20 protein-coding genes are annotated in these 20625 nt (G+C 71.7%); 11 read left to right on the plus strand and 9 right to left on the minus strand.

Translation table 11 applies throughout. From position 1 onward, the window contains the following. Positions 1–268: 268 nt before the first annotated feature. Together GGE06_RS00380 and GGE06_RS00385 are read left to right on the plus strand one after the other, a co-directional pair. Complete coding sequence (locus GGE06_RS00380) at positions 269–910, plus strand: IclR family transcriptional regulator (protein WP_116160749.1); 642 nt, start codon at positions 269–271, stop codon at positions 908–910. Between the two features lie 227 nt (positions 911–1137). Next, complete coding sequence (locus GGE06_RS00385; RefSeq protein WP_116160750.1) at positions 1138–1932, plus strand: S16 family serine protease; 795 nt, start codon at positions 1138–1140, stop codon at positions 1930–1932. Here the strand turns inward: GGE06_RS00385 and GGE06_RS00390 are convergent. The 4 genes from GGE06_RS00390 to GGE06_RS00405 form a co-directional block, all read right to left on the minus strand. Further along, positions 1865–3235, minus strand: a complete 1371-nt coding sequence (locus tag GGE06_RS00390) for an MFS transporter (protein ID WP_116160751.1) — start codon at positions 3233–3235, stop codon at positions 1865–1867. The two genes, GGE06_RS00385 and GGE06_RS00390, sit on opposite strands and share 68 nt — an antisense overlap. Continuing rightward, positions 3232–3414, minus strand: a complete 183-nt coding sequence (locus tag GGE06_RS00395; RefSeq protein ID WP_116160752.1) for a hypothetical protein — start codon at positions 3412–3414, stop codon at positions 3232–3234. The genes GGE06_RS00390 and GGE06_RS00395 overlap by 4 nt, the downstream gene beginning before the upstream one ends. 19 nt (positions 3415–3433) lie before the next feature. After that, the gene (locus GGE06_RS00400) at positions 3434–4117 is read right to left on the minus strand and encodes a helix-turn-helix domain-containing protein (protein ID WP_184929785.1); all 684 of its coding nucleotides are present in this window, start codon (positions 4115–4117) and stop codon (positions 3434–3436) included. Positions 4118–4200: 83 nt separating this feature from the next. Further along, complete coding sequence (locus GGE06_RS00405) at positions 4201–4680, minus strand: Lrp/AsnC family transcriptional regulator (protein ID WP_116160754.1); 480 nt, start codon at positions 4678–4680, stop codon at positions 4201–4203. Between the two features lie 121 nt (positions 4681–4801). Here GGE06_RS00405 and hppD point away from each other — a divergent pair, with 121 nt between their 5' ends. Next, on the plus strand, positions 4802–5947 hold the full coding sequence (hppD, locus tag GGE06_RS00410) for a 4-hydroxyphenylpyruvate dioxygenase (RefSeq protein WP_116160755.1): 1146 nt from the start codon (positions 4802–4804) through the stop codon (positions 5945–5947). 297 nt (positions 5948–6244) lie between these two features. On the opposite strand, the gene GGE06_RS00415 is transcribed toward hppD, so the two are convergent. Further along, a complete protein-coding gene (locus tag GGE06_RS00415; protein ID WP_221517618.1) occupies positions 6245–7633 on the minus strand; it encodes a tetratricopeptide repeat protein in 1389 nt (462 codons plus the stop codon). Positions 7634–7731: 98 nt separating this feature from the next. Here GGE06_RS00415 and GGE06_RS00420 point away from each other — a divergent pair, with 98 nt between their 5' ends. Further along, positions 7732–9099: an FAD-binding oxidoreductase gene (locus GGE06_RS00420; protein WP_116160757.1), complete on the plus strand. Its 1368-nt coding sequence runs from the start codon at positions 7732–7734 to the stop codon at positions 9097–9099. Between the two features lie 11 nt (positions 9100–9110). Here the strand turns inward: GGE06_RS00420 and GGE06_RS00425 are convergent, their stop codons facing one another. Next, a complete protein-coding gene (locus GGE06_RS00425; RefSeq protein WP_116160758.1) occupies positions 9111–9602 on the minus strand; it encodes an SsgA family sporulation/cell division regulator in 492 nt (163 codons plus the stop codon). Positions 9603–9913: 311 nt separating this feature from the next. Here GGE06_RS00425 and GGE06_RS00430 point away from each other — a divergent pair, with 311 nt between their 5' ends. Both GGE06_RS00430 and GGE06_RS00435 read left to right on the plus strand, forming a co-directional pair. Continuing rightward, entirely contained in the window at positions 9914–11446 is a 1533-nt protein-coding gene (locus tag GGE06_RS00430) for an RDD family protein (protein ID WP_184929786.1), read from the plus strand. A 65-nt stretch (positions 11447–11511) separates the two neighbouring features. Continuing rightward, complete coding sequence (locus GGE06_RS00435) at positions 11512–12336, plus strand: RDD family protein (protein WP_184929787.1); 825 nt, start codon at positions 11512–11514, stop codon at positions 12334–12336. 21 nt (positions 12337–12357) lie between these two features. Here GGE06_RS00435 and GGE06_RS00440 read toward each other — a convergent pair whose 3' ends face one another. Next, positions 12358–12615 (minus strand): hypothetical protein, encoded by a 258-nt coding sequence (locus GGE06_RS00440; protein ID WP_184929788.1) that lies wholly within the window; start codon positions 12613–12615, stop codon positions 12358–12360. A 325-nt stretch (positions 12616–12940) separates the two neighbouring features. Here GGE06_RS00440 and GGE06_RS00445 point away from each other — a divergent pair, with 325 nt between their 5' ends. Together GGE06_RS00445 and GGE06_RS00450 are read left to right on the plus strand one after the other, a co-directional pair. Continuing rightward, positions 12941–15355 (plus strand): immune inhibitor A domain-containing protein, encoded by a 2415-nt coding sequence (locus GGE06_RS00445; RefSeq protein WP_184929789.1) that lies wholly within the window; start codon positions 12941–12943, stop codon positions 15353–15355. A 122-nt stretch (positions 15356–15477) separates the two neighbouring features. Beyond that, positions 15478–15789, plus strand: coding sequence for a hypothetical protein (locus tag GGE06_RS00450; RefSeq protein ID WP_116160763.1), 312 nt, complete (start codon positions 15478–15480; stop codon positions 15787–15789). A gap of 2 nt (positions 15790–15791) precedes the next feature. On the opposite strand, the gene GGE06_RS00455 is transcribed toward GGE06_RS00450, so the two are convergent. Together GGE06_RS00455 and GGE06_RS00460 are read right to left on the minus strand one after the other, a co-directional pair. Then, positions 15792–16391, minus strand: a complete 600-nt coding sequence (locus tag GGE06_RS00455; protein WP_116160764.1) for an isochorismatase family protein — start codon at positions 16389–16391, stop codon at positions 15792–15794. Positions 16392–16478: 87 nt separating this feature from the next. Beyond that, positions 16479–17807, minus strand: a complete 1329-nt coding sequence (locus tag GGE06_RS00460) for a nicotinate phosphoribosyltransferase (RefSeq protein ID WP_116160765.1) — start codon at positions 17805–17807, stop codon at positions 16479–16481. A 124-nt stretch (positions 17808–17931) separates the two neighbouring features. Here GGE06_RS00460 and clpS point away from each other — a divergent pair, with 124 nt between their 5' ends. The 3 genes from clpS to GGE06_RS00475 all read left to right on the plus strand — a co-directional run bounded on the left by clpS (position 17932) and on the right by GGE06_RS00475 (position 20579). After that, on the plus strand, positions 17932–18237 hold the full coding sequence (gene clpS / locus GGE06_RS00465; RefSeq protein WP_041129438.1) for an ATP-dependent Clp protease adapter ClpS: 306 nt from the start codon (positions 17932–17934) through the stop codon (positions 18235–18237). Beyond that, a complete protein-coding gene (locus GGE06_RS00470) occupies positions 18237–18821 on the plus strand; it encodes a DUF2017 domain-containing protein (protein ID WP_116160766.1) in 585 nt (194 codons plus the stop codon). The genes clpS and GGE06_RS00470 overlap by 1 nt, the downstream gene beginning before the upstream one ends. A 321-nt stretch (positions 18822–19142) precedes the next feature. Continuing rightward, positions 19143–20579, plus strand: coding sequence for an amino acid permease (locus tag GGE06_RS00475; RefSeq protein ID WP_116160767.1), 1437 nt, complete (start codon positions 19143–19145; stop codon positions 20577–20579). Positions 20580–20625: the final 46 nt, after the last annotated feature.

Consider the following 20625-nt stretch of genomic DNA (forward strand, 5'->3'; position numbering starts at 1 on the left):
TCTTGTCAGCCAAAGTCCCTCGTCCGACCGACGAAGGTCCCGAACCGTCTCGTTCCGGTCGGCGGCGCCCGGATTCTGGACGAGGTCTTCCGCTGAGCGGAGCGCGCCGCTACTGTCCCGGCTCACAAGCAATCGCCCCGTGGCAGCGCCGCCGCGGAGCGCAGCCGGTGTACCCCTTCCTGCCGGCGGCCTCTGACGTGCGTCGCCGCGGGACCGGCGCCGCAACTCCGTGAGAGCCGCCGCCACACACCCTGAAGGAGAGGGCGTCGTGACCGCGGAGACCTCCCAGACGCTCGACCGGGGACTCAGAGTCCTCAAACTGCTCGCCGACACCGACCACGGCCTGACGGTCACCGAGTTGTCCAACCGACTCGGCGTCAACCGGACCGTGGTCTACCGGCTCCTCGCCACGCTCGAGCAGCACGCCCTCGTCCGACGCGACCTCGGCGGACGCGCCCGCGTCGGCCTCGGCGTGCTGCGGCTCGGGCGCCAGGTCCACCCCCTGGTGCGGGAGGCCGCGCTGCCCGCGCTGCGCTCGCTCGCCGAGGACATCGGGGCGACCGCCCACCTGACCCTCGTCGACGGGGCGGAGGCGCTCGCCGTCGCCGTCGTCGAGCCGACCTGGACCGACTACCACGTCGCCTACCGGGCCGGCTTCCGGCACCCGCTCGACCGGGGCGCCGCGGGCCGCGCGATCCTCGCCGCCCGCCAGGGCGGACTGACCGAGCCCGGCTACACCCTCACCCACGGCGAGCTGGAGGCCGGCGCGAGCGGTGCCGCGGCGCCGCTGGTGGGCGTCACGGGCGTCGAGGGCAGCGTCGGCGTCGTGATGCTCGCGGACGCGGTGCCGGAGCGGGTGGGGCCGCGGGTGGTGGACGCGGCGCGGGAGGTCGCCGACGCGCTGCGCTAGAGCGCGCGGCAACGGGCCCTGTTCCGCGCCCGCACCGCCGACGGGCCGGCGCCCCTGCCGTGTGGGCAATCGTCCCGCTGGGGCGAGGGGGGACCCCCCTCGCCCCAGCGGGACGATTGCCCACAACGGCGGGCGCAGGCCCACAACGGGGGGCGCGGAAGCGCTGCCCGCAACGGTGGGGGCGAGCCCGCGCCGGGGCTCGGTGTTCGTCCCAGTAGCCTGGGGGCGTGTTCTCCAGCCTCTCGCGTCCCCGCGCCCTCGCGCTCTGCGCGCTCCCCGTCGCCGCGCTCTTCGCCGTCGTCGGGCTCGCGCCGCTGCCGTTCGCGATCGCGCAGCCCGGCACGACCGCCGACGTGCTCGGCAAGGACCAGGGGCAGGAGATCATCACGATCACCGGCGCCCCCGTCCGGCCGACCGACGGCCAGCTGCGGATGACGACGATCCTCGCGACCGGGCCGTCCGAGGACGTGGACCTCGGGGACGTGACCGACGCCTGGTTCCGTACCGACCGGGCCGTCCTGCCGCACGACTCCGTCTACCCCGCGGGGAAGTCCGACGCCGAGATCGAGAAGCACAACCTCGGTCAGATGAAGGAGTCGCAGGACGCGGCCACCCTCGCCGCGCTCGGGTACCTGAAGGAGGACCCGGAGAAGGTGAAGGTGACCCTCCACCTCGCGGACGTCGGCGGGCCGAGCGCCGGGCTGCTGTTCTCCCTCGGCATCGTCGACAAGCTCGACGGCGACGGGAACGGCGGCGACCTCACCGGCGGGAAGATCGTCGCCGGTACGGGCACGATCGACCCGGACGGGACGGTCGGCGCGGTCGGCGGGGTCTCCCTGAAGACGCAGGCCGCCGCCCGGGACGGGGCCACCGTCTTCCTCGTACCGAAGAAGGAGTGCTCGGACGCCCAGGCCGAGCAGCCGAAGGGCCTCCGGCTCGTGCCCGTGACCACGCTCAACGACGCGGTGGCGTCCCTGCGGGCCCTGGGGCAGGGGCAGGAGTCGAAGGTCCCGTCCTGCTGAGCCCGCTCTTGCCGGCGGCCGGTGTGCCGGTGGCCGCTGCCGCGCGCGGCGCGTCCATCGCCCGCCAGGACGGGAAGACCAGCGGGCAGAGCGTGGCCAGGAAGTAGACCCCGGCGAGGCCGAGCAGCGTCGCCGTGATGCCCATCCGCTCCACCAGGAAGCCCGCGGCGAGTCCGCCGAGCGGGGTCGTGAGCAGCACGCTGGCCGTGCTGGCGCTGCCGACCCGGCTGCGCAGCCCCTCGGGGACGATCTCGTAGAAGACCGCGCCGAGGATCGGGTTGAGCACCCCGGCCCCGAGGCCGCCGAGCGCCATCACCACGAGCAGCGGCGGGGTGGTGTCGGTGAGGGCCGCCGTCACGTACACGGGGGCGCCGCAGAGCAGGAAGCCGACGGCGAGGACCGGCCGGCGCGGGAAGCGGTGGCCGACCGCCGCGTACAGCAGGGCGCCGGCGAGGGCGGAGCCGCCGAAGACGGCGACGAGCAGGCCGAGCGCCGCCGAACCGCCGAGCTCCTCCCGGGCGTGCACCGGCAGCAGGACCGAACTCCAGCTCTGGGCGAGGCCGTTGGTGACCATCACCATGAGGTTGACGCCGAGGAGCAGCCGGGTGCGGAGCATGAACGCGTAGCCCTCGCGCAGGTCCGCCCGGTACACGGCCAGGGACAACGGCGGTGCTCCGCGCACCGGTTCGGCGGACGGGATGCCGCGCAGGCCCAGGAGGACGAGGAGCGCGGAGACGCCGAAGGTCGCGGCGTCGATGTACAGGACGGAGTCGGCGCCGAGGAGCGCCACGAGCAGGCCGGCGAGCGCGGCGCCGGTCATCCGGGCGCCGCGCGAGACGGCGTCGTAGAAGCTGGTGGCGCGGCCGAGCGGGGTGCCGGCCCGTTCGGCGAGGTCGGGTGTGAGGACGTTGCGGGCGGTCTCGCCGGGGGCGTGGAAGAGGCCGGTGACGGCCATCAGCGCGCACAGCATCCAGAACCGGAGCACTCCGGCGTGGTTGAGCAGCGGGATGGCGGTGAGCGCGAGGGCGCAGACCAGGTCGGAGGCGATGGAGACCCGTCGGCGGCCGATCCGGTCGATGACGGGGCCGCCGACGAGGGCCGAGAGGAGGACGGGCAGCGCGGCGCAGAAGGCGACGAACCCGGCCTTGCCGGGGCTGCCCGTGGTCTCCAGGGCGAACCACGGGACGGCGATGAGGGTGAGCGAATTGCCGCTGATGGAGATGGCGTTGGCGGCCAGGACGGTGGCCAGTGGTGTGCGGTCGCGCTTCGTCGTACGCGCTTCGTGTCCCCCCGGCGCGGTCATGCGGCGAAGGCGATCGGCTGTCGCGCGGGTGTGGCCAGGCGCAGGCCCAGCTCGACGAGCCTCCAGCCGAGCTGGACGCGGAGCGGCGGGGAGGCAGGGGCGGGGGCCCGGTTCTCGGCGGCGTGGTGGAGTTCGGCGGCGTTCAGGTGGTGCAGCTGGAGGTGGATGTCGGCGTGCATGATGCCGTGGTTCCTTCCGTCAGTTGTCGTGCTGCGGGAACGCGTGCAGGTGCATCCGTACGCGCTCGGCGCCCGGCGCGTCGGGGTCGGAGGTGGCGCTGTACTCGTCGATCAGCGCGTGGATCTTCTCGTTCAGCTCGCGCAGCCGCTCCGGCGGGAGGTTCAGCCTGAAGTCGCTGAAGTCCGAGGCGCCGGCCCAGGCGTCGTCCCAGGTGTGGCGGGTGGCGACCCAGGTCGACAGCTCCTGGGTGTGGATGGTCGCGATCTCGTGCATGACGACGTCGAGGGCGCCCTGGACCTCGGGATCGGGGTTCCGGTGGAGCGTCTCGTCGAAGTGCGTCCCCCGGTGGGCCGCCTTCCACCACCGCTCCCGGCCCTTGCCGCGCGTCGGGTCGTCCACGATGAAGTCGTGGGCGGCGAGCTGGCGCAGGTGGTAGCTGGTGGCCCCGCTGGACTCGCCGAGCCGCTCGGCCAGTTGGGAGGCGGTGGCGGGCCCGTAGCGGCGCAGGGCGCGCAGCAGCTGGATGCGCAGGGGGTGGGCGAGGGCGCGCAGGGAGCGCGGGTCGAGCGTGCGGCTCAGGGACTCGACGGGCTGCGCGTCGGGCTGCGCACTGGGCTGTGCGTCGGGCTGAGTCCCGGGCTGGGTCTCGGGCTGCGCGTGCGGCTGCTTCTCGGGCTGCTCTTCGGGCTGCTCTTCGGGCATGGCTTCACCGTAGAGTTGCAAAGAAGTCTCTGCAAGGGTTTTTTGCAGAGACTTCTTTGCAACTCTGGGAGGGCGTGTCGCGCCTACGCCGTCGGCTCACCCGCCGCCGCCTGCTCCACCAGCGGGATGATCCGCAGCGGAACAGGGTTCTCCATCACGATCGCCGTCGACGCGCGCACGATCCCCTCGAAGGCCACCACCTTGTCGATCACCCGCTGGAGGTCCGCGTTCGAGCGGGCGACCAGCCGGCAGAGCATGTCGCCGTGGCCCGTCGTCGTGTGCAGCTCCAGGACCTCCGGCACCGTCGCCAGATGGCCCCGTACGTCCGCGCCCTGGCCCTGCTTGATCTCCAGGGTCGCGAAGGCCGTCACCGGATAGCCCAGCGCCGCCGGGTCCACCTGCGGCCCGAACCCCCTGATCACCCCGCTCGCCTGGAGCCGGTCGAGCCGCGCCTGAACCGTCCCGCGCGCCACCCCCAGGCGCCGCGAGGCCTCCAGGACCCCGATGCGCGGCTCGCGCGCGAGGAGCGCGATCAGCCGGCCGTCCAAATGATCGATCGCCACAGCGGTCTCCCCGTGGTCAGGATGTACAAGTCGCACGGCCATACTGGCCGGTCGCTGTGCAGATTGACCAGTGGATAAGCAAACTCTTGCGCACCTTGCCGAACGGCGGGACATTGCTGCCATGACTGAGACCATCGATCACACCCCTTCCACCGCGCGTGAGGCCGATCCCTTCCCGGTCAAGGGAATGGACGCGGTCGTCTTCGCCGTCGGCAACGCCAAGCAGGCCGCGCACTACTACTCCACGGCCTTCGGCATGAAGCTGGTCGCCTACTCCGGACCGGAGAACGGCAGCCGCGAGACCGCCAGTTACGTCCTCACCAACGGCTCCGCCCGTTTCGTGTTCACCTCCGTCATCAAGGTCGCGACCGACTGGGGCCGCTTCCTCGCCGAGCACGTCGCCGAGCACGGCGACGGCGTCGTCGACCTGGCGATCGAGGTGCCGGACGCGCGCGCCGCGTACGCCTACGCCGTCGAGCACGGCGCCACCGGCATCACCGAGCCCTACGAGCTGAAGGACGAGAACGGCACCGTCGTCCTCGCCGCCATCGCCACGTACGGCAAGACCCGCCACACCCTCGTCGAGCGCTCCGGCTACGACGGCCCCTACCTGCCGGGCTTCGTCTCCGCCAAGCCGATCGTCGAGCCCCCGGCCAAGCGGACCTTCCAGGCCATCGACCACTGCGTCGGCAACGTCGAGCTCGGCAAGATGAACGACTGGGTCGGCTTCTACAACAAGGTCATGGGCTTCACGAACATGAAGGAGTTCGTGGGCGACGACATCGCGACCGAGTACTCGGCGCTCATGTCGAAGGTCGTCGCGGACGGCACCCTCAAGGTGAAGTTCCCGATCAACGAGCCGGCGATCGCGAAGAAGAAGTCGCAGATCGACGAGTACCTGGAGTTCTACGGCGGCGCCGGCGTGCAGCACATCGCCCTCGCCACCAACGACATCGTCGCCTCCGTGCGCGCCATGCGGGCCGCCGGCGTCCAGTTCCTCGACACCCCCGACTCGTACTACGACACGCTCGGCGAGTGGGCGGGCGAGACGCGCGTCCCCGTCGAGACCCTGCGCGAGCTGAAGATCCTCGTCGACCGCGACGAGGACGGCTACCTGCTGCAGATCTTCACGAAGCCGGTCCAGGACCGTCCGACCGTCTTCTTCGAGATGATCGAGCGGCACGGGTCGATGGGCTTCGGCAAGGGCAACTTCAAGGCGCTGTTCGAGGCGATCGAGCGCGAGCAGGAGAAGCGCGGCAACCTGTAGCCGCCCCCCCCCGTTGTGGGCATGCGTTCCGCCGGGGCGAAGGGGGTCCCCCTGCTCGAGCGAAGCCGAGAGCTTGGGGGAGGGTGGGCACAACGGAACGGCGCCCTTGCCGGCGCCAGAGGCTCCGGGCCTGGACCCGCACCCCGTGCACAGCGCACTGGTGGTGCGGGTCCAGGCGCGGAACGCGGAGGCGCCGCTGAAGGGCGCCGTCCCGTGTGCCCACCCGTCCCGCCCTGCGGGACGATTGCCCACACGGGCGCGGGCCTGAGTCCCGGCCCAGACGGGGGTGGGCCGGGGCTAGGTCCGTCGTGGCTTCGACGGCTCCGGGCGGAGCTCCGCCGGGAGGTCGTTCGGGAGGTCGCCCAGCGCCGTCAGGGACGTCTCCGCCCGCCGCGCGTGCAGCGGTGAGAAGGACGGGTTCAGACGCAGCGCCTCCGCCAAGTGCCGCCGCGCCGGCCCCGGCTGGTCCAGGGCCCGTTCGATCTCGCCCCGGTGGTACGCGAAGAGCGCACTCCGCACCCCCTCCTCCGTGGCCCGTCTCGCGTACCCCAGCGCCTCCCTCGACGCGCCCGAGCGGTGCAGCGCCCACCCCAGCGCGTCCGCGGCCCGCACCGAGCGGTGCCCGCGCGCCCATTCGGCCCGCATCCGCACGGCCGCCGCCGCCGGATCGCCGTGGTCCGCGTCGAGGAGCCCGAGGGTCACCTCCGCGCCCGTCCAGGTGCCCGCACGCAGCTGTTCGTACAGCGCCCGCGCCTCCCCGTCGCGGCCCAGCGACTCGTACAGTTCGCCCGCCTCGAGGAAGTACTCCGGCAGCGGCAGCCGCGCCAGGGCCGCCTGCCAGCCGCGCACCGCCTCGTCCGCCCGGCCGAGCGCAGCGAGCGCCCGCGCCCGGCCGGCGAGCGAGGGCCCGTGGTCCCGTACGAGCCGCAGCGCCGCCCCGTACCGCCCGAGGGCCTCCGCCGGTTCGCCCCGCTCCCACGCCAGGTCCCCGAGCCGCGCGAGGGCCGCCGCCTTCTCCGTGTCCGTCTCGGCGAGCGCCGCCGCGTCGAGGGCCGCCGCGTCGGCGTCCTCCCGCCAGCCCCGGTCGCGGTAGGTCTCCGCGGCCCTGCCCCGCACCATCGCGCCCGCGTGGAGCCCCTCCAGGCTCTCCATGGCCTTCTGGGCCGCCGGGTACTCCCCGAGCCCGTTGTACGCGTCGATGAGGACCGGATACACCGGCCAGCGGCTCGGATCGGCCTTCCGCACCCGCTCGCCCCACTCCTTCGCCGCCCTCCAGTCGCCCCGCGCCCCCGCGAGCGCCCCGAGACCCAGCTGAGCATCCGGATTGCCGCGCGCGGCGGGCCGTTCGGCGAGCGAGCGGCGCAGCGCCCGCTCGGCCCGCGGATAGTCCCGTACGTCTCCGAGCCGGCTGCCCCGCTCCGTGTACGCCGCGCCCAACTCCGCCCAGGACGCCTCGTCCTCCGGGTGGGCCCGCAGCCACTTCTCCCGGTCCGCGATCAGCGCGGCCAGGTCCGGCAGCGCGGCCTGCGCGCCCGCGTGGGCCGCGATCACCGCCCGCTCCGCCGGTCCGGGCGGGGGCGGCGGGCCCTGCCCGGCGAACTCCGGGACGTACAGCAGCGCCGTCGCCGCGAGCACCGCGCCCACCCCGGCCGCCAGGACCGTCCTCGACACGTTCTCGGTCTTCATGGCGCTCACTGTGCGCCCGCGTCCGCCCGTACGAAGAGCGCGCGAAGCGCCCGCTCCGGCGGGTTCACACCGATGGACGCCGGTGCCACGCTGGACGCATGGACGATCTTCTGACGCGGCTGCGCGCCGGGCTTCCCGCCGAGGCGCTGCTCACCGATCCGGACGTGACCGACTCCTACGCGCGCGACATGGCGAGTTTCTGCGCGGCCGGCACCCCCGCGGCCGTCGTGCTCCCCCGTACGGTCGAACAGGTCCAGCACGTCATGCGCACCGCGACCGAACTCCGTGTCCCCGTCGTCCCGCAGGGCGCCCGCACGGGCCTGTCAGGCGGCGCGAACGCCTCCGACGGCTGCATCGTGCTCTCCCTCGTCAAGATGGACCGCATCCTGGAGATCAACCCGGTCGACCGGATCGCCGTCGTCGAACCGGGCGTCGTCAACGCCGTGCTGTCCCGTGCCGTCGCCGAACACGGCCTTTACTACCCGCCGGACCCCTCCAGCTGGGAGACCTGCACCATCGGCGGGAACATCGGCACCGCCTCCGGCGGCCTGTGCTGCGTCAAGTACGGGGTGACCGCCGAGTACGTGCTCGGTCTGGACGTCGTCCTCGCCGACGGGCGGCTCCTGCGCACCGGCCGGCGTACCGCCAAGGGCGTCGCCGGGTACGACCTGACCAGGCTCTTCGTCGGCTCCGAGGGCAGTCTCGGCATCGTCGTCGGGGCCGTGCTCGCGCTGAAGCCGCAGCCCCCGGCGCAGCTCGCGCTCGCCGCCGAGTTCCCCTCCGCGGCCGCCGCCTGCGAGGCCGTCTGCGCGATCATGGAGCGCGGCCACACCCCTTCGCTGCTCGAACTCATGGACCGCACCACCGTCCAGGCGGTCAACAAGCTGGCGCGCATGGGTCTGCCCGACACCACCGAGGCCCTCCTCCTGTGCGCCTTCGACACCCCGGACCCGGCCGCCGATCTGGCCGCCGTCGGGGAGTTGTGCGCGGCGGCGGGCGCCACCGAGGTCGTCCCCGCCGCGGACGCCGCCGAGTCCGAACTCCTCCTCCAGGCGCGCCGGCTCTCCCTCACCGCCCTGGAGACGATCAAGTCCGCGACGATGATCGACGACGTGTGCGTGCCGCGGACGCGGCTCGCCGAGATGCTCGACGGCACGGCCGCGATCGCCGAGAAGTACCGTCTGACCATCGGCGTCTGCGCGCACGCGGGCGACGGCAACACCCATCCCGTCGTCTGCTTCGACCACGCCGACGAGGACGAGTCGCGGCGGGCGCGGGAGTCCTTCGACGAGATCATGGCGCTCGGGCTCGCCCTCGGCGGCACGATCACCGGCGAGCACGGCGTGGGCGTCCTCAAGAAGGAGTGGCTGGCACGGGAGCTGGGCCCGGTCGGCCTCGAACTCCAGCGCGGGATCAAGGCCACCTTCGACCCGCTGGGGCTGCTCAACCCCGGAAAGCTGTTCTGAACGAGCCGGGTTCACAGCTCGCCGTCCTGGGACTCGTCCGACGGCCACGGGTCGCGCAGCCACAGGTCGTCGGCGACCACGGTGGTCGCCAGGATCTCCGCGAGCCCGTCGTCGATGCCGAGCCGCTCGGACTCGGTGCCCGGCGGCACCGCGCGCAGGGTCCGCTCCAGCCAGGCGGACACCTGCGCGGACGGGGCTTCGAGCAGGGCGTCGCCGTCGGGGGAGGAGAGCGCCATCAGGATGACGCTGCGGCCGTCGACCTTCGTGGGCCAGATGCGGACGTCCCCGTGGCCGCAGGCCCGGAAGACGCCCTCGACGAGCAGTTCGCGCGCGAAGGTCCAGTTGACCGGGTGGTCCGTGCCGATGTGGAAGGTGATGTGGACGGCGTACGGGTCGTCGGTGCGGTAGGCGAGCCGGGCGGGGACGGGGACGGAGCGCTCGGGGGAGAGCACCAGCTTCAGCTCCAGCTCGCGCTCGACGGTGGTGTTGTCGGTGTTCTGCATGGCCGTGCTCCTTCTCGCGGACGGGCCCCGGACGGGCCTTCACCTGGAGAGAGCGGGGTGGCCGCGGTTCATTACGCGACTTCGCGAAGTTTTTTTCGGGAAGTTTTTCCGGAGGGTCTTCCGGGCAGGATGCAACGGCCCGAACATCACAGGGAGTGATCGGTTCCGGTGCGCGTCCCCCCGAAGGCGGGCTTTCTCGCGGGCTCTTTGTTCCCTCGGGGACGTTCTTCGTTACTGTCCTCCTTGGGTGCGGCACGCCCGGCGCGCGGCCGTGCGGATCAAAGGCGTTGTGACTGAACGGAGTCGGGGCAGTGGCTACTCCTCCTGGAGGCGGCGGAGAGGTACCGCAGGCGGGGTACTACCCGGACCCGTCCATTCCCGGATACATCCGGTACTGGAACGGGGGCGCGTGGGTGCCCGGCACGAGCCGGCCCGCCCCCGCGGACGGCGAGGTTCCGTCCCAGCCGCCCGCCGCGGCGATCCCGGCCGGCCCGATCCTGGCCTCCGGCCCGGCCCCGGCCCCGGCCTCGACCCCGGTGCCGGCCTCGACCCCGGTGGCCTCCGCGCCCGCTCAGGCCGCGCCCGCTGCCGTGCCCGCGCACGTCGCCGGGCCCGCTCAGGCCTCTGCGCCCGCCCAGGCCTCTGCGCCCGCCCAGGCCTCTGCGCCCGCCCAGGCCTCTGCGCCCGTGCAGTCGGCGGCGCCCGCCCAGGCTTCCGCGCCCGCCCAGGCTTCCGCGCCCGCCGTGGCGCAGGCACAGGCGCAGGTGCAGGCGCCCCCGCACGTGCCCGCCCAGGCGCAGGCCCCCGCACCGACGCCCGCCCCCGCCCCCGTACCCACGGTGGAGGAGACCGGGCCCGTCTTCTTCGACGAGGAGCCGCTCGCGCCGGAGCCCGCCTCGGCCTGGCAGGCGGACTCCTCCCGGCAGACCGGATTCGGCGGCGACCTCGACCGGAAGGTCTCCTGGGGCACGCCCGGGACGCCCGACCCGCGCACCCCGGCGGAGTGGCCGGTCGCGGGCGGGAGCGAGCCGGAGGAGGAGCGGCCCGCCGCCCCTTCGCCCGTCCCGGACCCCCGGGCGACCGGGGGAGCGGCCCGCCTCGGCGGCATGCCCGTCACCCCGATCCCGACGCCCGCCCCGGCCCCCCGGCCCACGCCTCAGCCGCAACCCCAGCCGCACGTCCAGGCGCAGCCCCAGCCGGCCCCGGCACCCGCCGCACCGGCTCCGGCACCCGCCCCCACCCCTTCCTGGGCCCAGCAGCCCCAGCCCCAGTCCCCATCCCAGCCCCAGGAACAGCAGCCCGTCGTGCCCTGGAAGCCGCCCGTCGAGGACGTGTTCCAGGCGGCGGCCCGCGCGCAGTCCGCCGCACGCCCCGCCGGGCTCGGCCGGCGCCTGGTCGCCCGGCTGATCGACAGCGTCGTCCTGGGCGCGCTGGTCGGCGCGGCCTCCGTGCCCTTCGTGACCGCGGCGATCGACCACATCGAGGGCAAGATCGAGGCGGCCAGGCAGTCCGGCACGACCGTCCAGGTCTGGCTGCTCGACTCGACGACCTCCGTCCAGTTCGGCATCGCGCTCGCCTCTCTGTTCGTGATCGGCATCCTGTACGAGGCGCTGCCCACCGCCAAGTGGGGCCGCACCCTGGGCAAGAAGCTGTGCGGGATCGAGGTGCGGGACATCGAGGCGCACCAGCCGCCGACGTTCGGGAAGGCGCTCCGCCGCTGGCTCGTCTACAGCGTCCTGGGGCTCCTGGCCATCGGTGTCGTCAACGTCCTGTGGTGCCTCTTCGACCGCCCCTGGCGGCAGTGCTGGCACGACAAGGCGGCGCGCACCTTCGTGGCGCGCTGACCGGAGGTCCCCCGAACGGGCGGCGATCTTTTGCGGGGCCGTCGCCCCCGGGATGCACTGCCCCCATGAGCACCGACCAGCCGCCGCCCGGCGAGCCGCCCGAGGACGACCCGTTCAGCAAGAGGCCCCCGGAGCCGCCGCCGGGAGGCCCGCCGTCGGAGCCACCCCCGGGAGGAGGGCCACCCCCGGGAGGAGGGCCACCCCCGGGCGGAGGACAACCCCCGGGCGGAAGCCCGCCGCCGGGAGAGCCCCCGCCAGGAGGCCCGCCGCCCCCGCCCGGCGGCCCGCCGCCCGGGAGCCCGTACGGCTCCCCGTACGGTGGCGGCGGCTCCCCGTACGACAACATGCCTCCGCCTCCGCCCCCGTACGGCAGTCCCTACGGCGGCGGTTACGGCGGGGCCGATCCGCTCTCCGGGATGCCGCCGCTCGCGGAGACCGGCCGGCGCGTCCTCGCCCGGCTCATCGACTGGGTGATCGTCGCGGTGCCGCTCGCGATCATCGGCATCCCGTTCGACATCTATCACCGGGCGACCCAGAACGGGAACGGCTTCGACAACACGGTCAACAGCCTCAACGGCGGCAGCCAGCTCGTCTTCCAGCTCATCACGATCGTCGCGTACGTCGCCTACGACACGGTGCTGACGGCCAAGGACGGCCGGACGATCGGCAAGCGGCTGATGAAGCTGCGGGTCGCGATGCTCAACGACGGATCGACGCCCCCGATGAGCCAGTCGCTGCTGCGCGCCGTCGTGCTCTGGCTGCCCGCGCTGATCTGCTGCGCCTGCCTGTGGCCGCTACTGATCCTCATCCTGATCGTGGTCGACAAGCCCTACAAGCAGGGTCTGCACGACAAGGCGGCGAAGACGGTGGTCGTCACCGTCCCCCAGTAAGAGGAGACAAGGGGCGAAGCATCACGAACCGATCCGGGTCTCGGCCCCCGCGCCCACGCGCTGGGCCGGCACCCGGATCTCTTCGTTCACCGGGGTATTGACGGGCCGCTCGCGTCCCGGCATCGTCACCGCAACGAGGGCGCCGAGCAGCAGGCCGGCGGCGCAGATCACCGCGATGCCCAGGGTCGTCGTCGTACCGGAGAGCAGCAGCAGGGCGACGGTCGTGAGGACGACGGTGGCCGAACCGTAGGTGAGCTGTGCGGCGTTCGGACGCTGCATGACGGGTACCGCCCCTCGAGTTCGGTTCGACTCTACGACGGTGGATGCCCGGAGGGCGTGACAGGTAAGCGTGACCTAACCCACGTTGCCGGTGCACGGGGGGCGCACGGGGTCACGAAACCGCCAATTCTCCTTCACCGTGCGCCCACTGAGTGTTCGATAATCGGAAACTCGATCCTGCATAGTGCACTTGACTCGTTCAAGTCAAGATCTGTCTTTTCTGGCCCCACTCCGGTCGAATGTCGTCACTTGTGACGCGCGACCCCGCCGGACGGACACCCCACCTTCGGTCCGAGGGCGCGGGCGCCGGGGAGGACAACATCAAGTGACCAACAGACGACGGGCGATCAGAGCGTCCGCAGTCGTCGTGGCGCTCGCGGCCACCGCCGCCACCGCCTCGACCTTCACCACCGCCTGGGCCGACAACAACGGCAACGTGACGCCGGCCGCGGGCATCCAGACCGTCGACAAGACGACGGTCGACCACGACCTGCCCGGTCCGTTCAGCGAGCAGCAGGAGCAGCAGCGCAAGGCTGCCCTGGAGCAGGTGCTGAACGGCGAGGCCACGGTCCAGAACCGGGGCGGCTCCAAGGTCGTCAAGCTCGACAGCAAGAAGTACGTCGAGCTCGGCCGCGAGAAGACCGACAAGATCTTCACGATCCTCGTCGAGTTCGGCGACCAGGTGGACAACACCACCATGATCGACCGCAAGGACGACGACACGCCGGAGCTGAAGCCGAAGTACGGCGGCACGCCCGGCCCGCTGCACAACACGATAGCCAAGCCGGACCGTGCGACCGACAACTCCACGGCCTGGCAGGCTGATTACAACCAGCAGCACTTCCAGGACCTGTACTTCGGCACCGGCAAGAACGCCGACGGCAGCCCGAAGCACTCCATGAAGACCTACTACGAGCGGACCTCGTCCGGTCGTTACTCGGTCGACGGCACGGTCTCCGACTGGGTCAAGGTCCCGTACAACGAGGCCCGTTACGGCTCGAACTACTGTGGCCAGACCAACTGCGCCAACGTCTGGGACACCGTCCGCGACGGCGTCAACGCCTGGGCCGCCGACCAGAAGGCCAAGGGCAAGACCGACGCCGAGATCAAGGCCCAGCTGGCCGGGTACGACCAGTGGGACCGTTACGACTTCGACGGCGACGGCAACTTCAACGAGCCCGACGGCTACATCGACCACTTCCAGATCGTCCACGCGGGCGAGGACGAGTCGGCCGGCGGCGGCGCCGAGGGCAAGAACGCCCTGTGGGCCCACCGCTGGTACGCCTACGGCACCAACGCGGGCAAGACCGGCCCCGAGAACAACAAGGCCGGCGGCACCCAGATCGGTGACACCGGCATCTGGGTCGGCGACTACACGATGCAGCCGGAGAACGGCGGCCTCGGCGTCTTCGCGCACGAGTACGGCCACGACCTCGGTCTGCCGGACCACTACGACACCTCGGGTGGCGGCGAGAACTCCACCGGGTTCTGGACCCTGATGTCGTCCGGTTCCTGGCTCGGCCAGGGCAAGGACGCCATCGGCGACCTGCCCGGCGACATGTCCGCCTGGGACAAGCTCCAGCTCGGCTGGCTGAACTACGCCAAGGTCAACGACTGGCAGCGCGCCACCAAGACGACCCACAAGCTGGGCGTCTCGGAGTACAACACGAAGAACCCCCAGGCGCTCGTCGTCGAGCTGCCGAAGAAGGTCGTCCCCACCGACGTCGTGGCCCCCGCCGAGGGTGCCTCGCAGTGGTGGAGCAACATGGGTGACGACCTCAAGAACACCCTGACCCGCTCCGTCGACCTCACGGGCAAGACGTCCGCCTCCCTGGAGCTCCAGGGCTGGTACGACATCGAGGCCGAGTACGACTACCTCTACGCCGAGGTGTCGACCGACGGTGGCGCCAACTGGACGGCCCTGAACGGCACCGCCGACGGCGTGGCCATCCCGAAGGACGCCTCCGGCGCCCCGGGTCTGACCGGTGCCTCCGACACGCACAAGAAGCTCGTCTACGACCTGAACGCGTACGCGGGCAAGAAGTTCGACCTCCGCTTCCGCTACCAGACGGACGGCGGCGCGGGCGGCAAGGGCTTCACCGCCGACGCCATCGACCTGACCGCCGACGGTGCCTCCGTCTTCGCCGACGGCGCCGAGAACGGCGACAACGGCTGGGTCGCGAAGGGCTTCTCGCGGATCGGCAAGGGCTTCACGAAGGAGTACGAGCAGTACTACATCGCGGAGAACCGCCAGTACGTCTCGTACGACAAGACCCTCAAGGTCGGCCCGTACAACTTCGGTTTCACGGGTGCCAAGGCCAGCTGGGTCGAGCACTACCCGTACCAGAACGGTCTGCTCATCTGGAAGTGGGACCTGTCCCAGAAGGACAACAACACCTCCCAGCACCCGGGCGTGGGTCGGGTCCTCCCGATCGACGCGCACCCGAGCCCGCTGAAGTGGGCCAACGGTGAGCTGATGCGCAACCGCGTCCAGGCGTACGACTCGCCGTTCAGCATCTCCCGCACGGACGGCTTCCAGCTGCACTACAAGGACGCCGCCACCTGGGTCCCGTCGCAGGCCGGCAACCCGACCTTCGACGACCGCAAGGGCGTCTACTGGTTCGCCGAGACCCCGCTCGCCGGTGTCCAGGTAACTGACACCAACACCAAGATCCAGGTCGTCAAGGAGCCGAAGGATGGCCAGACGATCACGGTTCAGGTCGGTCCCTCGACCAAGTAATTCGTAAAACCGCAGGTCAAAGCATGATCGGCCGTCGCCCTCTAGCGGGCGGCGGCCGATCGTGTTTAGGTGCGTCTGACCGAGTTCTTATTGACATCCAATCCACGGGGGAGTGGTTCCGCATGCCCAACGGAGGGTTCTGCAAGCTGCCGGGAGGCAGCGTGGTGGTCGCCATAGGGCTGCCGAGCCCGGCCGGCGACGGCGCCACCGTCCGCTTCCTGGTCCACGCGGCCAACCGCGCCCGCGCCCTCACCCGGCTGCGGAACCTGGGGCTGCGGGCGGTCTACCTCCGCGGCAACTCCGAGCCGCCCACCCCGGACGAGATCACCGCCGTCCTGCACCACCCGGACGGCCTGCTGTGGCGATCGGCACCGGGCGCCGCCCAGGAGCTCTGGCACCCGGTACGGTCCCTCCCGAAGGCGCCGGCCGCGTAGACCTACGCCACGACCGGCTTGCCCCGCAGCTGCACGCCCGCCGCGCGGAGCTCCTCCAGGGCCCGCTCCGTGGTCTCCCTGGCCACGCCGGCCGTCAGGTCGAGCAGGACGTGGGTCCGGAAGCCCTCCCGCGCCGCGTCCAGGGCGGTCGCCCGGACGCAGTGGTCGGTGGCGATGCCGACCACGTCGACCTCGGTGACGTCCCGCTCGCGCAGCCACTCCGCGAGCGTCCCGCCGTTCTCGTCGCGCCCCTCGAAGCCGCTGTACGCCGCGGCGTACGCGCCCTTGTCGAAGACGGCGTCGATCGCCCCGCTGGCGACGGCGGGCGCGAAGTTCGGGTGGAAGCCGACGCCCTCCGTGCCGGCCACGCAGTGCACCGGCCAGGAGGACACGTAGTCCGGCTCCTCGCCGGCCGGGGCGAAGTGCGCGCCCGGGTCGACGTGGTGGTCGCGGGTGGCGACGACGTGCCGGTAGGAGGTGCCCGCCGTCTGGCCCACCAGGTCGGTGATCGCGGCGGCGACGTCCGCGCCGCCGGCCACCGCGAGGCTGCCGCCCTCGCAGAAGTCGTTCTGAACGTCCACAACGATCAATGCGCGGTGCATGGCGGGTGTCCTTAGCGCGTCGGGGAGGGGTGGGTTCGAGCCTAGAGACTTCCCCCTCCCATCGGGAGGGGGCGTCCCCGAGGAGTGCTAGGCGTACTCGGTGGGCAGGACCGGCTCGCCCCGCGACAGCTGCATCGCGGACATCGGCAGCCCCGCACGGGCCGCGATGTGCCGGGTCCTGGCGGCCTCCAGGGGCTCCCGGGCCACCACGTCGCCGCCCTTGACCAGCTCGACGAGCAGCTGGTGGTCGGCGAGCTCCGGCGGGACCGGCCCGGTGCCCACGACCTCCGCCTCGGCGACCCCGGCCGCGTCGGGCCGGCGCGCCGCCCACTTGCGGCCGCCGACGGAGGCCTTGCCGCCCAGCGACTTCTTGGCCACCGGCACCAGGGGCGCCTTCGGGTCGGCCGAGGCGGCCCGGGCGACCAGCTTGTAGACCATGGAGCAGGTCGGGTGGCCGCTGCCGGTGACGAGCTGCGTGCCCACCCCGTACGCGTCTACGGGGGCCGCCGCGAGGGAGGCGATGGCGTACTCGTCGAGGTCCGAGGTGACCACGATCTTGGTGTTCCGGGCGCCCAGCTCGTCCAGCTGCGCCCGCACCCGGTGCGCGACGAGCAGCAGGTCGCCGGAGTCGATCCGCACGGCCCCGAGCTCGGGCCCGGCGACCTCGACGGCGGTGCGGACGGCCTCGGCCACGTCGTACGTGTCGACGAGCAGGGTCGTGCCGCGCCCCAGGGTCTCCACCTGGGCCCGGAAGGCGTCCCGCTCGCTGTCGTGGAGGAGGGTGAAGGCGTGGGCGGAGGTGCCGACGGTCGGGATGCCGTAGCGGAAGCCGGCGGCGAGGTCCGAGGTGGCCTGGAAGCCGCCGACGTACGCGGCGCGGGAGGCGGCGACGGCCGCCAGCTCGTGGGTGCGCCGGGCGCCCATCTCGATCAGGCGCCGCTCGCCGGCGGCGGCCGACATGCGGGAGGCGGCGGCCGCGATGGCCGAGTCGTGGTTGAGGATCGAGAGGATCACGGTCTCCAGGAGCACGCACTCCGCGAAGGAGCCCTCGACGCGCAGCACGGGGGAGCCGGGGAAGTACACCTCGCCCTCGGGGTAGCCCCAGATGTCGCCCGAGAAGCGGTAGCGGGCCAGCCACTGGAGGGTCGGCTCGTCGACGATGCCGTGCTCGCGCAGGAAGCCCAGGACGGCGGGGTCGAACCGGAAGTTCTCGACGGCGTCGAGGACCCGGCCGATGCCCGCGAGGACGCCGTAGCGCCGCCCCTCGGGCAGCCGCCGGGTGAAGACCTCGAAGACGGAGCGCCGGTCGGCGGTGCCGGCCCGCAGGGCCGCCTGGAGCATGGTCAGCTCGTACTGATCGGTGAAGAGCGCGGTCGACGGCACGTCCACCGGCAGCCCAAGGTCCGCAGCGTTCATGGCAGCGATGCTAGCGCAGAAATCGTCAGAGTGACGAATAGTGGGGCCGACGTGGGGCTGTCAGGGGTGCACATGCCGTGCCCCGTTTGCGCGACCGGCCCCCAGGGGTGACAACATGGGGTGAGTGAGCGTCGCGCCTATTGAGATCGAACGTACGGAATCGGCCGAGGAGGTCTCCGCGGTCGTCGAACCCGACGTGCCCTGGGTGACCCTCGTGCACAACGATCCGGTCAACCTGATGAGCTATGTCGAGTACGTCTTCCAGTCGTACTTCGGATACTCCAAGGACAAGGCGCACAAGCTGATGCTCGACGTGCACAACAAGGGCCGCGCGGTGGTCTCCAGCGGCACCCGCGAGGAGATGGAACGGGACGTGCAGGCGATGCACGGCTACGGCCTGTGGGCGACCCTCTCCCAGGACCGCTTCTGATGGCCGGGCACTTCGAGACGCTCCCCGGCGGCGGCGCGGCCGTCGCGCTCGACGACGTCGAGATCTCCATCCTCCGCTCCCTCGCCGTCCAGCTCATGGAGCTGATCGGCCCCGGCGACGAGCCCGCCGCCGACGCGGACCCGCTGGCCGCGCTCTTCGCCGAGGGCCCGAGCGAGCCGCCGTCCGACCCCGCCCTCCGGCGACTCTTCCCCGACGCGTACGGGGACGACAGCGAGGAGCTGCGGGCGGCCGCCTCCGACTTCCGCCGCTACACCGAGAACGACCTGCGGGCCCGCAAGCGCGAGGACGCCATCGCGGTCGTCCGCGCCCTCGACTCCCTGTCCGCCGAGGCGGCCGGGGAGGGCGGCGCGGTCCTGAAGCTCACCCCGGACGAGTCCCGGGCCTGGCTCGGCGCGCTCAACGACCTCCGGCTGACCATCGGGACCCGCCTGGAGGTCACGGACGACGAGCAGAGCGAGGAGCTGTACCGACTGCCGGACTCCGACCCGCGCAAGCCGATGGTGATGGCGTACCTCTGGCTGGGGGCGCTCCAGGAGTCCCTCGTCGCGACCCTGATGCCCTGAGTCCACGGCGACTCTTCCGGCTGTTCGCTCAGCGGACGCTCAAATCCGCATAACGAATGCGTTATGAGAGCGTCCGCTTTGCCGTCTTGTGCGCCTTTTATGCCCATTGTTTTGTGGCGTGCGCCACACGCAACTCCGTCGATCACCTCCCACCCCGTGATAAATCTTCACGACCACTCGGGCACGCCACCCCTGTTCCCGAGGGCGCTTGGGCCGGCTGACCGCCGGTGGCACTCCATCCACATCCGGGGGGATCAGGAACTGATCCGCGGCAGACGCACTCGCAGTCGCGCGGATCAGCATGGAGAAAGGGGCACCACCATGACCTCAGTGCAGGTCGATCAGCAGCACGACGGCAATGAGGCCGCGGACTCCGCCTCGGGCGAGGGTTACCACCGGGCACTCGGCGCCCGTCAGATCCAGATGATCGCGATCGGCGGCGCCATCGGCACCGGGCTCTTCCTCGGTGCGGGCAAGGGCATCTCCATCGCGGGACCGAGCCTGATCCTCGCGTACGCGATCGCCGGCCTCGTCATCTTCTTCATCATGCGGGCGCTCGGCGAGCTCCTCATGTACCGCCCGGTGTCGGGCTCCTTCTCGGAGTACGCCCGCGAGTTCATCGGCCCGTTCGCGGGCTTCGCGACCGGCTGGACGTACTGGCTCTTCTGGGTCGTCACCGGCATCACCGAGGTCACCGCCGCGGCGACCTACATGACGTACTGGTGGGACATCCCGCAGTGGCTGTCCGCCCTCGTCTTCACCGTGATCCTCTACGGCGCCAACCTGATCTCCGTGAAGCTCTTCGGTGAGCTGGAGTTCTGGTTCTCCATGGTCAAGGTCACCGCGATCGTCGGCATGATCCTGATCTGCGCCGGCATCCTCACCCTCGGCTTCTCCGACGCCGGAGCCACCGCCTCCGTCACCCACCTGTGGGACCTGGGCGGCTTCTTCGCCGGCGACGACGGCATCTTCTCGACCCTGATGACCCTCCAGATGGTCATGTTCGCCTTCCTCGCGGTCGAGCTGGTCGGCGTGACGGCGGGCGAGTCGAAGGACCCCAAGACGGTCCTCCCGAAGGCCATCAACACCGTGCCGTGGCGCATCGCCGTCTTCTACGTCGGCGCGCTGATCATGATCCTGTCGGTCGTCCCGTGGACCGCGTTCAAGCCGGGCGTCTCCCCGTTCGTCGAGGCCTTCGAGCGGATGGGCCTCGGCGTCGGCGCCGCGATCGTCAACTTCGTCGTCCTCACGGCCGCCCTGTCCTCCTGCAACTCGGGCATGTACTCCACCGGCCGCATGCTGCGCGACCTCGCGCTCAACGGCCAGGGTCCGAAGGTCTTCACCAAGCTGACCAGGTCCGGCACCCCGCTGGTCGGCACCACGGTCTCCGCCGCGCTGATGATGGTCGGCGTCTGGATCAACTACCAGTGGCCCGGCGACGCGTTCAACTACGTCGTCTCCTTCGCCACCATCTCCGGCATGTGGGCCTGGATCGTCATCCTGATCTGCCAGATCCGCTACCGCCGCAAGGCCGACCGCGGCGAGCTGCCCCAGTCCTCCTTCAAGGCGCCCGGCGGCATCTGGTTCAGCGTCTTCTCGCTCGCCTTCATCGGCATGGTGATCGTGACCATGGGCATGGACAAGGACAACCGGGTCGCGCTGTACGGCGCGCCGGTCTGGGGCCTGGTCCTCGCCGTCTCCTACCTGGTCCTCAAGGCCCGCAACCCCGAGGGTGCGGCCTTCGCCAAGCGCTCCTGACCTGGTAAGTCTCAGCATCCGGGCCGTTCCGTACCACTTATCGGTA

Source organism: Streptomyces nymphaeiformis (assembly GCF_014203895.1).
GTDB lineage: Bacteria > Actinomycetota > Actinomycetes > Streptomycetales > Streptomycetaceae > Streptomyces > Streptomyces nymphaeiformis.